The sequence below is a fragment of the Hydrogenophaga sp. PAMC20947 genome, assembly GCF_004795855.1.
Lineage (GTDB): Bacteria > Pseudomonadota > Gammaproteobacteria > Burkholderiales > Burkholderiaceae_C > Hydrogenophaga.
Map to the genome: position 1 here is coordinate 3,445,754 of NZ_CP039252.1, position 12,183 is coordinate 3,457,936.

General features: G+C 63.1%; 13 protein-coding genes. 6 read left to right on the forward strand and 7 right to left on the reverse strand.

Annotated features, from left to right (window positions below; all coding sequences use genetic code 11):
* The first annotated feature begins 53 nt into the window (after positions 1 to 53).
* Complete coding sequence (locus E5678_RS15720; RefSeq protein WP_136179396.1) at positions 54 to 593, forward strand: phosphatidylglycerophosphatase A; 540 nt, start codon at positions 54 to 56, stop codon at positions 591 to 593.
* Between the two features lie 192 nt (positions 594 to 785).
* Positions 786 to 1,352: a CinA family protein gene (locus tag E5678_RS15725; protein ID WP_136179397.1), complete on the forward strand. Its 567-nt coding sequence runs from the start codon at positions 786 to 788 to the stop codon at positions 1,350 to 1,352.
* 101 nt (positions 1,353 to 1,453) lie between these two features.
* On the opposite strand, the gene E5678_RS15730 is transcribed toward E5678_RS15725, so the two are convergent.
* Both E5678_RS15730 and E5678_RS15735 read right to left on the reverse strand, forming a co-directional pair.
* Positions 1,454 to 2,617 carry a twin-arginine translocation pathway signal protein gene (locus E5678_RS15730; RefSeq protein WP_136179398.1) on the reverse strand — a complete coding sequence of 388 codons (1,164 nt, stop codon included), beginning with the start codon at positions 2,615 to 2,617 and terminating at the stop codon, positions 1,454 to 1,456.
* Positions 2,618 to 2,635: 18 nt separating this feature from the next.
* Complete coding sequence (locus E5678_RS15735) at positions 2,636 to 3,640, reverse strand: NAD-dependent epimerase/dehydratase family protein (RefSeq protein ID WP_168708582.1); 1,005 nt, start codon at positions 3,638 to 3,640, stop codon at positions 2,636 to 2,638.
* Positions 3,641 to 3,704: 64 nt separating this feature from the next.
* Here E5678_RS15735 and E5678_RS15740 point away from each other — a divergent pair, with 64 nt between their 5' ends.
* The 3 genes from E5678_RS15740 to E5678_RS15750 all read left to right on the forward strand — a co-directional run bounded on the left by E5678_RS15740 (position 3,705) and on the right by E5678_RS15750 (position 6,609).
* On the forward strand, positions 3,705 to 4,586 hold the full coding sequence (locus E5678_RS15740; RefSeq protein WP_168708651.1) for a LysR family transcriptional regulator: 882 nt from the start codon (positions 3,705 to 3,707) through the stop codon (positions 4,584 to 4,586).
* An 8-nt stretch (positions 4,587 to 4,594) separates the two neighbouring features.
* Complete coding sequence (locus E5678_RS15745; protein ID WP_136179401.1) at positions 4,595 to 5,740, forward strand: DNA alkylation repair protein; 1,146 nt, start codon at positions 4,595 to 4,597, stop codon at positions 5,738 to 5,740.
* A 479-nt stretch (positions 5,741 to 6,219) separates the two neighbouring features.
* Positions 6,220 to 6,609, forward strand: coding sequence for a CZB domain-containing protein (locus E5678_RS15750; RefSeq protein ID WP_136179402.1), 390 nt, complete (start codon positions 6,220 to 6,222; stop codon positions 6,607 to 6,609).
* A gap of 24 nt (positions 6,610 to 6,633) precedes the next feature.
* Here E5678_RS15750 and E5678_RS15755 read toward each other — a convergent pair whose 3' ends face one another.
* A complete protein-coding gene (locus E5678_RS15755) occupies positions 6,634 to 7,440 on the reverse strand; it encodes a UPF0149 family protein (protein WP_136179403.1) in 807 nt (268 codons plus the stop codon).
* 139 nt (positions 7,441 to 7,579) lie between these two features.
* On the opposite strand from E5678_RS15755, the gene E5678_RS15760 reads away from it, so the two are divergent.
* The gene (locus tag E5678_RS15760) at positions 7,580 to 9,199 is read left to right on the forward strand and encodes an FMN-binding glutamate synthase family protein (RefSeq protein ID WP_136179404.1); all 1,620 of its coding nucleotides are present in this window, start codon (positions 7,580 to 7,582) and stop codon (positions 9,197 to 9,199) included.
* 32 nt (positions 9,200 to 9,231) lie between these two features.
* Here the strand turns inward: E5678_RS15760 and E5678_RS15765 are convergent, their stop codons facing one another.
* From E5678_RS15765 to E5678_RS15780, 4 genes are all read right to left on the reverse strand, one after another.
* Entirely contained in the window at positions 9,232 to 9,624 is a 393-nt protein-coding gene (locus tag E5678_RS15765; RefSeq protein ID WP_136179405.1) for a glutathione S-transferase N-terminal domain-containing protein, read from the reverse strand.
* Positions 9,625 to 9,660: 36 nt separating this feature from the next.
* Complete coding sequence (locus E5678_RS15770; RefSeq protein ID WP_247596799.1) at positions 9,661 to 10,149, reverse strand: DUF1993 domain-containing protein; 489 nt, start codon at positions 10,147 to 10,149, stop codon at positions 9,661 to 9,663.
* A gap of 222 nt (positions 10,150 to 10,371) precedes the next feature.
* Positions 10,372 to 11,001 carry a DUF3592 domain-containing protein gene (locus E5678_RS15775; protein WP_247596800.1) on the reverse strand — a complete coding sequence of 210 codons (630 nt, stop codon included), beginning with the start codon at positions 10,999 to 11,001 and terminating at the stop codon, positions 10,372 to 10,374.
* A 427-nt stretch (positions 11,002 to 11,428) separates the two neighbouring features.
* The gene (locus E5678_RS15780) at positions 11,429 to 12,070 is read right to left on the reverse strand and encodes a 2-hydroxychromene-2-carboxylate isomerase (RefSeq protein ID WP_136179408.1); all 642 of its coding nucleotides are present in this window, start codon (positions 12,068 to 12,070) and stop codon (positions 11,429 to 11,431) included.
* Positions 12,071 to 12,183: the final 113 nt, after the last annotated feature.

Below are 12,183 nucleotides of genomic sequence, written 5' to 3' on the forward strand. Positions count from 1 at the left end.
CGAGACGCTCCCCCGAGCCATCGCGCGCGCCGCTGGCGCCGATAATCGCACCCATGGCCGATCTGTCCTCCCCCCCCGAACTGGCGACCACTGAACCCGTGATTCAGCACCCGGGCCTGTCCTTCATGTTCGCGCACCCGGCCCATGCCATCGCGTTGGGCTTCGGATCGGGCCTGCCCCGCGTGGCCCCGGGCACGGTGGGAACGCTGTGGGGCTGGGCGGCTTTTGTGCTGCTGCAACCCTGGGTGTCTGACCGGGGATGGGCATGGATCATCGGGCTGGGCACGCTGGTGGGCTGGTGGGCCTGTACGGTCACCGCTCGCCACATGCGCATCGCCGATTCAGGCCACATCGTGTGGGACGAAATCATCGCCTTCTGGCTGGTGCTGTGGCTGGTCTCTCCCACCGGATTCTGGGGACAGCTGGTCGCATTTGCCCTGTTCCGCCTGTTTGACGCAGTGAAATTCGGCCCCATGGCCTGGGCCGACCGGCGCTTCAAGGGCTTCGGGCCACAGGGCGGCTTTGGCATCCTGCTGGACGACTTTGCCGCAGCGTTTTGTACCCTGCTGGCCATCGCGGCCTGGAGATACTGACCCCCCGCGCCGCACCTGCGGTGCGTCGTACCCCAAGGGAACGGCTTCTGCGGCCTGGCAAAGCCAGTTCCGTGGCGTTCTGAGCAAAGCCACACAGGGCGGGATGCTCTGCCACATCGCCTGCACGGAGTCCAACGGCTGTCTGGAGTCCGCCACGAGCGCACGCCTGTCCACTGCGTTACCCTGTCACCCATGCTAGCGCCCTACGACACCCAGACCACCGCCATCCTGGTTGGACAGCTCGCCAGCCGGCTCCGACAGCAGTCCCTCATGATGGCCACGGCCGAGAGTTGTACGGGCGGGCTCATAGCTGGTGCCTGTACCGATGTGAGTGGCTCCAGCGAATGGTTCGAACGGGGCATGGTCAGCTACTCCAACGAGGCCAAAACCGAGCTGCTGGGCGTGCCTGCCGAACTGATCATCGCCCAGGGCGCTGTGAGCGAACAGGTGGCCTGCGCCATGGCGGCCGGCGCCTTGACGCATTCCCATGCGCAATGTGCGGTGGCTGTGACGGGTATCGCCGGGCCCACCGGTGGCAGCGCCGACAAGCCCGTGGGCACCGTCTGGTTTGCCTGGGCCACGCCCCAAGGCGTGTTCAGCGAACTGCAACACTTCAGCGGCGATCGATCCACAGTGCGCCAAGCCACGGTGGTTCACGCACTGACGGGATTGCTCGCCAGGCTGGATTCCAGCGACGACCCCTTGGGCGGCAAAATCAGCACCCTCGCACGGTTTCCACCGCTCGGAGAAGTCGGCTGAACCCTGCGCGGTCTTTGCGCGGAACCCTCACGCACGCGACCTCATCCGCCGGCCCTGTTTGGCCCCGTGCTTCCATTGGCACGAAGCTGAGGCGATGCCGGTCAACCGCGCCCAGGCAGGATGAAGGCATCCAGCCTGCGGCGGGGGGCATGCCCCACTGCGGGTGCATAACCCAGGCGCGACCACATCTGCACGGTGAACCGGGGCGAAGGCGCTTCGAGCAGGCGGTGGATGTCTGCATAGGGCTCCGCTTGTTCCGGGTATTCCTGCAGCGCCTGCTGCAGTGGGTGCATCGACAAGCCATGCGCAGTGGCCACCAGCTGGGCCCGTGCATAGGCGCGGCCTGCGGTCACCTGGGTGGCGCGGTCATTGCCCTCGGTCACCATGAAGAAAAAGGCAGGTGTCGTCGCCAGCTTGGCATTGAAGTCTTTGACCTGCGACGTCACAGCCATGCTGTCGGGCGCCGGTGCTACCGTGCGGTCAAACAGCCCCAGCGCGTCGATGGCCCGCAACAAGGGGGCGTTGACGGCAATACCGTCCCGGTGCTGGGCGATTTCCTTCGGCCCGATGCGCAGCACTTTGTAGGACTCCAGGATCGTGCGCGATGTTTCCATTTCAATGCGCCAAGCATCCATGGCAATGGCGCGGTGCCGTCGCAAGAGCCCGGGTTGATCGGTGCCGACAAAGCCGACGCGGATGGGGTGAGGTTCCACACTCTTTTCGATAGAAGTCAGCGCGACCGCTTGTGGTGGCCGGTCCTCGTAGGCCTCACGGTTGGTGCGGCGCAGAAAAATCTGCTGAAACAGTGGCTCACTCTGGATGGAGGCGTCGGGCGCCAGACGCACACGGGCGGTCGGTCGCCCGTCGAGCGTCTTCGGACCGAAGGCACCCTCTGGAAACAACTCGATGTCCGCTCGCAGGCCCTTGTGGCGTGCTGCCATGTCGAGCAGCTCGAGGAACGTGCCCTGGCTCATCATCATCTGCCGTGAAAACGGATCGGTTTCAGGCAGCAAACGGTCCAGATCGATAAACAAAGTGATCTGATCGGGCACGCTCAAGTCGACCCGCCACGACTGCAAATTGTGCGAATGCGGCGCCAGGATCGCATGGGCCAGCAACCAGTGGCGCACATCGGGTCCATCGGCCGGTGGGCTCCACGCTTGCAAGGCCTCAGCGGGCAGGCTGGTATCGCAAGCGCTCAGACCCGCGGTAGCCCCCAGCACCACTCCGCCGCCCGTGAGTCGAATAAATTGTCTGCGTTGCATGATGTGTGCCTTCAGGGTTCAATGGTCGGAAACAAGCTGCGCTGCCAAAGTGGCGTCAATGCCTTTCGGATATGCCGTCGCCATCACGCCAAGCGCGCGCGCAATCTTGCTGCTGTCGAAGCGGTAGTCGAATTGCAACTGGTACATCATTTCGATGTTCTCGCGGATCGGTGGCGCCACCCAACCCAAAGGCTTCAGCAGCCAGTTGGGCAAAACCTGCAGCCGAAAGGTCTGCCTTGCTTGTTCGCAGGCCAGGCGCACGAAGCCTTCGCCGGTGATGTCTTCCTTGCAGGTGGGCAGGTGCCAGGTCTGCCCATACGCCGACTCGGTCTGACCGAGAAGGGCCAGCACCCGACCCGCGTCTGGCGTGTAGGTGAAGCTGTGCAATGCGCGGGGGTTGCCGATCCATTGCGGCGCTTTGCCAGCGCGCAAGCGATCGAACAGTGCGACGCGGAGAAAGCTGTTGACGGCACCTGGCCCGTAAAAATCCGCTGATCGGGCGATCAAGGCATTGACGCCCCCTTTCGCCATCGCATTCAGCAACTGAGACGCCACCGCCGCGCGCACTTCGCCTTTGCGGCTGCAGGGATTGAAAGGCGTCTCCTCGGTCATTGCACCCTTGACCCACCCATAGGCGTACACATTGTCAAAGAACACCAGCCGCGCTCCATGGCGCGCGCACGCATCGATCACGTGGCGCATAAGAACGGGCCATTGGACCTCCCATGTGGTGGTGTCATAGGGCAACCCCGCCACGAGGTACACCACATCGCTGCCGGCCACCGCGCCCGAGACCGCTTTTGCGTCGAGCAAGTCAGCCGCCAGCAGTTGGTCGGTCGGCTTCACCGCGCGGGGGTGTCGACTCACCTGGCGCACCGGCAGGCCTTTGCGCCCAAGTTCCAGCGACAGCTCGCGGGCAATCACGCCGTTGGCGCCCAGAACGGTGTGGAGGCCAGGCATGGTATCGACAATGGGGCCCTGTGGTGCGGTCATGGCGTGTTCCGTGTGGTGGAGTGTGTTCATTGTGTGGCTCAAGCATCTGCCGCACAATTCCCTATATCTGCACTTTTGATATGCATTTTTGAATATGTCAAACTTCGACTGGCAACTGGTTCCATCCTTCCTGGCCGCCCACGAGCAGGGCAGCCTAATGGGCGCGGCCCGCGTTCTGGGCATCAGCCAACCCACCGTGGGGCGGCATGTCGCGCTGCTGGAGTCACAGCTGGGCACCGCGCTGTTCGAGCGCACGGGCCGCGGTTTGATCGCCACCCCGGCGGCGCAGCGGTTGGCCGATGCTGCACGCGTCATGGAAGCGGGGGCGCAAAGTCTGCTGCGAGGGGCCCAGCAATCGCACTCCACGCTCTCGGGTAGTGTGCGGCTCTCGGCCAGCCAACCAGTTGCCTGCCACCTGTTGCCACCCTTGTTGGCCAGAATGCGCAGCGAGCTGCCGGGCATCCAGGTGGAGCTGGTGGCAAGCAATGCGGTGAGCGATTTGCTGCGTCGCGAGGCCGATATCGCCATCCGCATGGTGCGCCCCACCCAGGGCTCGCTGGTGGCACGGCGCATTGGCCAGGGCCAAGTGGCGGCTTGTGCGCACCGCGATTACCTGGCGCGCCGTGGCACGCCACATCAACCCGAAGATCTGTTGCAACACGACCTCGTGGGCAACGACCGGGTGGCTGACATCCGACAGGGTTTTGCCGCCATGGGCCACCCGGTACCACCTGAAAAATTCGGTTTCAGGACCGATGATTTGATCGCGTATTGGCAAGCCGTGCGCGCTGGACTGGGCATCGGTTTTGTGGCCTCTTATCTGCTGAAAGAAGACCCGGACATCATTCAGGTGCTGCCCAACCTGCCGATTCCCGCCCTGCCGGTCTGGCTGGTGGTACACCGCGAGATTCGGAGCAGCCGGCGCATCCGGGCCGTGTACGACTTTCTTGCCAGCGCGTTGCCGCAAACCTTTTAAAGTGCACCATGGCCGAAGCATTCAAAAACCTGATCAATGTCGACACCGCTGCCCACGCGGCACAACAGTTGGCGCGGGTCTGGCCCGGGTTCGACGGGAAAACCTTTGTGGCCATTGCGACGGCCGACCTCGAAAACCTGGCCTTCAAGGCGCGCGCCATGCAATGGGCCGATGCCCTGGAGGCTTGCCTGCCTGCCAACTTTGATTCGGCGGCTGGTGTGATCGAGGCCGCTCTGGTGCCGGCGCTGTCGCTTGACGACAAAGGCGAGCCGATCGGCCTGGCCGATGCGCTCAATGCAGACGGCCTGTCAGGTTGGGCGCTGTGGGGGACCGGCGAGTTCGTTACCCGGCGTGGCATGCAAGACGTGCCCCGCGCCTTGCAGTGCCTGCACGCGATCACACAACGCTTCACTGCAGAATTCGCGATCCGGCCGTTCATCGCCCGGTACCCGGATCAGGTCTATCCATTGCTTACCCGATGGACGCAAGATCCCAGCCCACACGTTCGCCGACTGGTCAGCGAGGGCGCTCGGCCCCGCTTGCCCTGGGGTCTTAGGCTGCAGGCACTCGTGGCCGATCCGGCACCCAGCTGGCCCTTGCTGCAAGCCCTCCAGGACGACCCCAGTGCCTATGTGCGCCGCAGCGTGGCCAACCACCTCAACGATATCGCCAAAGACCACCCCGATCTGGTGGCGCACTGGGTCACCCGCCACCTGGTCGGAGCCGATGCTCACCGGCGCGCCTTGCTCAAACATGCCAGCCGCAGCCTCGTCAAGCAGGGTCACCCACCGACCCTGGCGGCCTGGGGTCTGGGCGCCAAGTTCCAGGGGAATGTGCATTTCAACCTCTCAAGCGCACAAGTGTCGATCGGCGATTCGCTGACCTTGCAAGCCACACTGCGGTCCTCCAGCGACCGGCCGCAAAAGCTGGCCATTGACTACGCCGTCCACCATGTGCGGGCCAACGGCAGCACATCACCCAAAGTTTTCAAAGGCTGGGCGGTGGTCCTCGCGCCTGGCGAGCAGCGCCAGCTGGAAAAACGGCACAGCTTGCGGCCGGTGACCACCCGTCAGCTGTACCCCGGCCACCACCGCGTCGCCTTGCACGTCAACGGCGTGGAAACCACCAGCTCCAGCTTCGAACTCTCTGATTGACTCCAGGCAGTTCGCACGGACCACAGCCGGGTGTTCAAGGGTGGGGTCTGGGACGCGAATCCCAAAAGCAGACTGAATGGCTGACCCGCTCAAAGGCTGAAGCCGGCACGCGGCGTGCACAACTGCAAAACCATGGTCCACCCCACTCGAAAAAGAAAGTACGGAACGCAGGCATTTTGAGCACAGTCAATCGCGATCAACATTGCCATTGTGGTGACAAAAGTCGCACCTTTGATGCGGGATGGCGACGGCAGAGTTGCACGCTGCCGAAAGTCATCATTTTTCGGCGCACGAGCTTGGGCAAACACCCCGCAAGCCCTATGGTTCGGGTTGCTGGCAACCAAAGGCACATTGCCCACGGGTCAGCACCGCTACCGTCACCTGCCATGTCGCTCCAGCAACTGCTTCAGCTTCTCTCACGCCCGCGCAAAGGCGCAGCGCAGAGGACACCGCACGCGCCCCATACAGGCACTGCAGACATGGGCACCACGCCGGGCCGTCGCCCCTTGCTCGACCGGCTGGAACAGCAGACAGCCGTGATTCACCACCTTGAATGGTGCGTGCTGTTCAACGACCACCTTTCTGTGGACGCGCAAGAGGCCAGTCACCTGCCGCCGTTGCCCTCGGCCAGCGACAGCGAACTCGGCCGCTGGTTGTCCCGCATGAGCCAGGGCTCGGCCCAGGGAGACCCCCGCTTCGAAGAACTGGCTCTGGAAAACGACCGTTTTCACCAGCTCGCCCGCCAGGCCATTGACCTGGCTCACCAGGGCCGCATGGATCTCGCCAGCACCTTGCTCAACACCGATTTCGAGCGCAGCAGGTCTCGGGTACTGGAACTGCTGCGACAGCTTCGAAAAACTGACCCCTGAGCGCGCCCCAGCCACTCACCAGCCTCAGGCCCCGTGGCACTTCTTGAATTTTTTTCCGCTGCCGCACCAGCACGGATCGTTGCGCCCCGGCTCTTCGGTTTTGCGGGCGGGTTCGGTGCGTGGGCCCAGGCTCTGCCAGATCTGGCGCAGATCGTAAACCGCCCAGATCGCCGCGCCAAAACCGTTCAGGCGCTCGTCGCTGACGCTGGGTGGACCGTCTTCGCTGTGCATGCACACCGTGGGTTTTCCGGTGTCGTCTTCGGTCAGTTCGACAATGGCCTGCAAGGCCTCATCGATCATGCTGGCCACTTCCTTGTCCCGCGGCATGGCCCAGTCCTCGGGCCAATTCTCTACGATAAACATAAAGCCCAGCGCCCAGACCTGGCCGAATGCCGGCAGCTCCTGGTCGCCGATCTCGGCGCGCTCGGCCTCGGGCAAGCCCGCCACTGCGCCTCGCACATCCATGATTTCAGGGTGGTAACTGTCTTCGTCCTCCAGCGTTTCGACCTCTGCACCCAATGCCGACGCCACCTCAGTCCAGCGCCGTGTCCACAAAGTCAGAAAACGATCGTATTGGGCGGCATCTTTGAACGAGGTGTCTTCTGCGTCTTCGCTCGGCTGACCGGGCTGGCTGTCGCCCGTGCCCAGCAGCAAAGGGAAAAACTCGTCGGGTGGCACCATGCGGCGTGTGCACAGCAGGGCCGCCATGGCCCCCTCGCAGAACTCCCATTGCGGCACGTCTTCTCCACGGGAGCGCAGGTCATCCAGGATCTCGTCGAGTGCGTCGAAGTCTTCGTTGCCCAGGGGCGGGAGAGCGGTATCGGTGTTCATGTCGGATGCAAAAAAAGAAAGTTGCGTCGATTTGCGGCGGGGTGGATAACGGGCACCGCCCGGGTTCTTCACCACCCCGCCGCAGCGGGTTTTATGATGGCATCCAGTTTAGGGCAACCCCGCCTCACCGAAAGTCCGCATGCTCGACCGTCTCAATGCCCTCTACCCCGTGCGCTACACGGCACTTGCCCTGGCCGTGATCGGCTCCCTGCTCAGCCTGTTCACCCTGGTGGCCTTTGGAACGGGTGGCTGGGCTTTGCTGGTCTGTGGCGCCCTGTCCGGCGTGGGGTGGTGGGACGTGGCGCAGTCGCGCCGGGCAGTGCTGCGCAACTACCCCATCATTGGCCATATCCGCTACATGCTGGAAAAAGTTCGCCCTGAGCTGCGCCAGTATTTCCTGGAAAGCGATAGCGAGGCCACGCCCTTTTCGCGCAGCCAGCGCAGCCTGGTCTATGCCCGCGCCAAAGGTGAAACCGACAAGCGCCCGTTTGGCACCCAGCTCGATGTCAAAGCCGCAGGCTACGAGTGGATCTCCCACTCGCTCACCCCCACCACACTCAACACACAGGATTTCCGCACCACCATTGGTGGCCCAACCTGTGCCCAGCCCTACGAAGCCAGCATATTCAACATCTCGGCCATGAGCTTTGGCGCGTTGTCGGCCAATGCCATACAGGCGCTCAACGCCGGTGCCAAACGCGGCGGTTTTGCTCACGACACCGGGGAGGGCTCCATCTCAGCCTGGCACCGGGTACACGGTGGCGATCTGGTCTGGGAGATCGGTTCGGGTTATTTCGGCTGCCGCACCGACGACGGCCTCTTCAGCGAAGAACGCTTCAAGGCCAATGCACTGGACGCCCAGGTCAAGATGATCGAGCTCAAGCTCAGCCAGGGCGCCAAACCTGGTCACGGCGGCATGCTGCCCGGCGCCAAAGTCACCGCCGAAATCGCTGCGGCGCGCGGCATTCCCGAAGGGCAGGACTGCCTTTCTCCGTCCGCCCACAGTGCCTTCGCTTCCCCGATCGAACTGCTGCAGTTCATCGCCCGCCTGCGCGAACTCTCCGGCGGAAAGCCTACCGGCTTCAAACTGTGCATTGGCCAGCCCTGGGAATGGTTTGCGATTGCCCGCGCGATGCTGGAAACCGGCATCACACCCGACTTCATCGTCGTCGACGGCGGCGAGGGTGGCACGGGTGCTGCCCCAGTAGAGTTCACCAACCACGTGGGGGCCCCCCTGCAGGAAGGCCTGCACCTGGTGCACAACACACTCGTGGGACTGAACCTGCGCGACCGCATCAAGATCGGCTGCGCTGGCAAGATCATCAGCGCCTTTGATATCACCCGTGCGATGGCCCTGGGCGCAGACTGGTGCAACAGCGCACGTGGCTTCATGTTTGCCTTGGGCTGCATCCAGGCCCAGTCCTGCCACACCGGCAACTGCCCCACCGGCGTGACCACGCAAGACCCGATGCGCCAGCAGGCGCTGGTGGTGCCCGACAAAGCCACCCGCGTCTACAACTTCCACCACCAGACCATGCACGCCCTCAAGGGGCTGGTGCAGGCCGCCGGACTGCAACATCCGAGCGAAATCACACCCCACCACATCGTGCGGCGCGTCAACGAGAACGATGTGCGTCTGCTGGCCAAGCTGCTGCCCGGTGTCGCACCGGGCGCGTTGCTCAACGGCACCGACGATCTGCACGATGTCTACAAGCTGTACTGGGACCGCTCACAGGCCGACAGTTTTGCGCTGGCCTGAGGTGCTGAGCGCCAAGCGCTCAAAACCCGCGCTCAGGCGGCGGGGAAACGGGCGCGCAGGTAGGCAATGATGGCGCCGGAGTCGTAGAGCCACTGGCTCTGGCCCGCACCGTCGCTGATGCGCAGGCACGGCACCTTGATGGCGCCGCCGCCCTGCAGCAAGGCTGTGCGGTGTGCGGTGTCCATCTGGGCATCGCGTTGCTGGATCGGCAGCGACAGGCGCCGCATTTCCTGACGCACCTTGATGCAGAACGGGCAGGTCTTGAACTGGTAGAGCGCCAGGTTCTGGCACTGCATGTTGACCGTGGTTTGCGCCGCGGGATCGCGCTCGACGCCACGGGGTTGGGTCAGGCGCTCCTTGAGCAACATGACCGGACCCAGCACGGTGCGCAGGGTTCTGAAGAAGGCGCGGATAACGGATTTCATAGATACAGCATACCGGTTGAAGTCAAGCCCGGGCGCTCAGGCGCCGGCCTCTTCGCCCACCAGAAAATCAACCTTGCCCAGATCCACGCCGGCTTGACGCAACAGGGCATAGACGGTGGTCACATGGAAGTACACATTGGGGATGACCCAGTGCTTCAAATAGGCTTCGGCTGGCATGGTGCGGGTGGCATCTTTGCCGATGGGGAAGGTCACGTCTTGCGCCTCGCGCCCGTCAAACGCGTCGGCGGGCACGGTGTCCAGCCAGGCCAGTGTCTTGGCAATGCGCTCCTGCAACTGGACCAGGGTGGTTTCGTCATCGGCCATCCGAGGCGCTTCCAGGCCACTCACGCGCGCCGTTCCATTCTTGGCGGCGTCGCAGGCGATGCGCACCTGAGAGGCCAGGGGCAGCATGTCGGGCGCCAACCTCAACCCCACCAGCACATCGGGGCTGAAGCTGCGTGTTGCCGCATTGGCCTGGGCTTTCTTCAGGCAATGGCCGAGGTTCGCCAAAGCTGTTTGGAACACAGGCAGAGAGGCACTTGAAAGGGTGATCGGCATAGAAACCTGAAATGATGGGCGAGGCAGCAGAGTCTCGCACAGAGCGCACCGGCCCACGGCGAACGCTGCACAAGCCCCTCTTCGCCCTCGCTACAGCCCAGAAGGTCGTCCAGGTTGATTCCGTGGACCCTCCGACTTGTTACGAAAAACTACTTGTCGGGCGGGAGCCCCCCCGCTGGTGTCAACCCGTCATTCCGACAAATCCATGGCGTATTCGCGCGGGTTCCCACGGGCCACATAGACCCGGACTGGCTGCGATTCAAACCGGTCACCAGGGTCTTGCCAAAGCATTTCGCTTGAAAACACGTGCCGTTGTCCCGTGGTGGGATCCACCCAATGGGCATATACACGCCAGGGATGCCGATCGTTATAGGTGGTGCTGGTGTCGATTTCGACCCGGTCAAAGCTGGCCAGAACCAGATCACCCTGCTGTCGCAGCCGCGCCAGCTTGCGCCGGTTCCACAAACGGATGAATCCGAGGCTGGCCCCTATCAAAAAAAACACCGTGCCCACGCCACCTGTGCTGGCGGCAAAGCCCCACAGTTCGATGAACCCTTTCAACCGGATGTCTTCGGGTCTGGCTGGATCCAGGTAGACCGAAACTTTCTCCCCCATGCGATAAGCCGACGGACTGCTGCCCACTCGGCCAACAAACTCGACCGATTCACCGCTGGGCCGCTCAACCCGAACCCTCGGCTTGTAGTAAACCGAGCCCTTGCGTTCACCCGAGTGCACCAGTTCGACGACCACGCCAGACAACGATTCGGCCCGGTCAACAAACTGCCAAGTAGGCACAGACAAGGCCAAACCGGCACCCATGAGCAAGACGCCAACCAGAACAAGAATCCAACCAAATAGCTTCACTCTGCTCCTTTGCAACGGAATTGACCGTTGATGCATGGACTGCATGGCCATGAGCGCAATACGCTTCGTGCTCTGTTCCCTTGGCGCCATCCCCCTCTACCGGATCCATCTACCGGCCCCATTGACCGGCACACGAGGCGACGGCAAAACGGGTGTCCTCATCACCCATTCAGCGGCCAGTTCTCTAGGAAAAAGCCCCTCGCGACAGCAGCGCGAAACAGTCGAATCATCCCGTTTTTCCACGGCCATCCGCACCAACGGTACGCAGGGCGCTGGCCCTACAGCCGGCGCAAGGAAACCATCCCAGCCGGCAGTCTACGGCGTTCAAGAGGCGACGCCAACCGTTTTCGCTCAAGGGCGGGCAGCACGCGCAACGCGGGGGTTAGGCAGGGCCTCCCTGGTGTTCCTGCCGCAGCGCCCACTCCACCAGAGGCAGCTGATCATTGCCGAAATACAGCCGCTCGCCCGACCCAAATGGCACAAAGATGCTGGGAGACCCAAAGGCACCTCGCGCAACGGCCTCTTCTGTGTTGCGGCGAAGTTGCTCTTTGACACCGCCCTCCTGGGAGCGGAGCCGCAGCGTTTCGCCATCCAGGCCAGCTCCGTTGGCCACATGCACCAACACATCGGGGTCATCGAGGTTCAACTGGTGGGTGTAGTGCGCATCAAACCCAGCTTTGGCGAACTTCACCAGGTCGCTCTGGCGATCCTCCAGGGCGCAGCAAAAGCGCATGGCATGAACCGATCGCAACGGAAAGAATTTCGAGGGGAAATTCATGGGCACATCCGACTGAGCCGCCCAGTCATGAAGCGACTGCACCAGCTGTCGCCACTTCGGGCTGCCCTGGTTGTTGGCTCGGGATTCCACATAGGCCTCGTTGACCTGGTTGTGCACACCGCCGACCAGAAATGGGCGCCAGATGATGGTGGCTCCAGCCTTTTGGGCCAGGGGCTGGATGTTGTGGAAAGCCAGGCACGTCCAAGGCGACGCCAGATCAAAAAAGAATTCGAAGGATTGGCTCATCGAAGCGCTCCATGGACACACATGTTCAAGTGGAAGCTGGTGGCGCTTCAGCGGGCCCCAGGGAACAATGCCCCTGGTCCGCGCGAACCCCACAGCCCAGGCCGGATGGAATG

What these genes read in the sequence shown, in the direction of transcription:
- E5678_RS15720 (WP_136179396.1), top strand. Translation starts at nt 54, where the DNA reads ATGGCCGATCTGTCCTCCCCCCCCGAACTGGCGACCACTGAACCCGTG.
- E5678_RS15725 (WP_136179397.1), top strand. Translation starts at nt 786, where the DNA reads ATGCTAGCGCCCTACGACACCCAGACCACCGCCATCCTGGTTGGACAG.
- E5678_RS15730 (WP_136179398.1), bottom strand. Translation starts at nt 2,617, where the DNA reads ATGCAACGCAGACAATTTATTCGACTCACGGGCGGCGGAGTGGTGCTG.
- E5678_RS15735 (WP_168708582.1), bottom strand. Translation starts at nt 3,640, where the DNA reads ATGAACACACTCCACCACACGGAACACGCCATGACCGCACCACAGGGC.
- E5678_RS15740 (WP_168708651.1), top strand. Translation starts at nt 3,705, where the DNA reads ATGTCAAACTTCGACTGGCAACTGGTTCCATCCTTCCTGGCCGCCCAC.
- E5678_RS15745 (WP_136179401.1), top strand. Translation starts at nt 4,595, where the DNA reads ATGGCCGAAGCATTCAAAAACCTGATCAATGTCGACACCGCTGCCCAC.
- E5678_RS15750 (WP_136179402.1), top strand. Translation starts at nt 6,220, where the DNA reads ATGGGCACCACGCCGGGCCGTCGCCCCTTGCTCGACCGGCTGGAACAG.
- E5678_RS15755 (WP_136179403.1), bottom strand. Translation starts at nt 7,440, where the DNA reads ATGAACACCGATACCGCTCTCCCGCCCCTGGGCAACGAAGACTTCGAC.
- E5678_RS15760 (WP_136179404.1), top strand. Translation starts at nt 7,580, where the DNA reads ATGCTCGACCGTCTCAATGCCCTCTACCCCGTGCGCTACACGGCACTT.
- E5678_RS15765 (WP_136179405.1), bottom strand. Translation starts at nt 9,624, where the DNA reads ATGAAATCCGTTATCCGCGCCTTCTTCAGAACCCTGCGCACCGTGCTG.
- E5678_RS15775 (WP_247596800.1), bottom strand. Translation starts at nt 11,001, where the DNA reads ATGGGTGCCGGTTTGGCCTTGTCTGTGCCTACTTGGCAGTTTGTTGAC.
- E5678_RS15780 (WP_136179408.1), bottom strand. Translation starts at nt 12,070, where the DNA reads ATGAGCCAATCCTTCGAATTCTTTTTTGATCTGGCGTCGCCTTGGACG.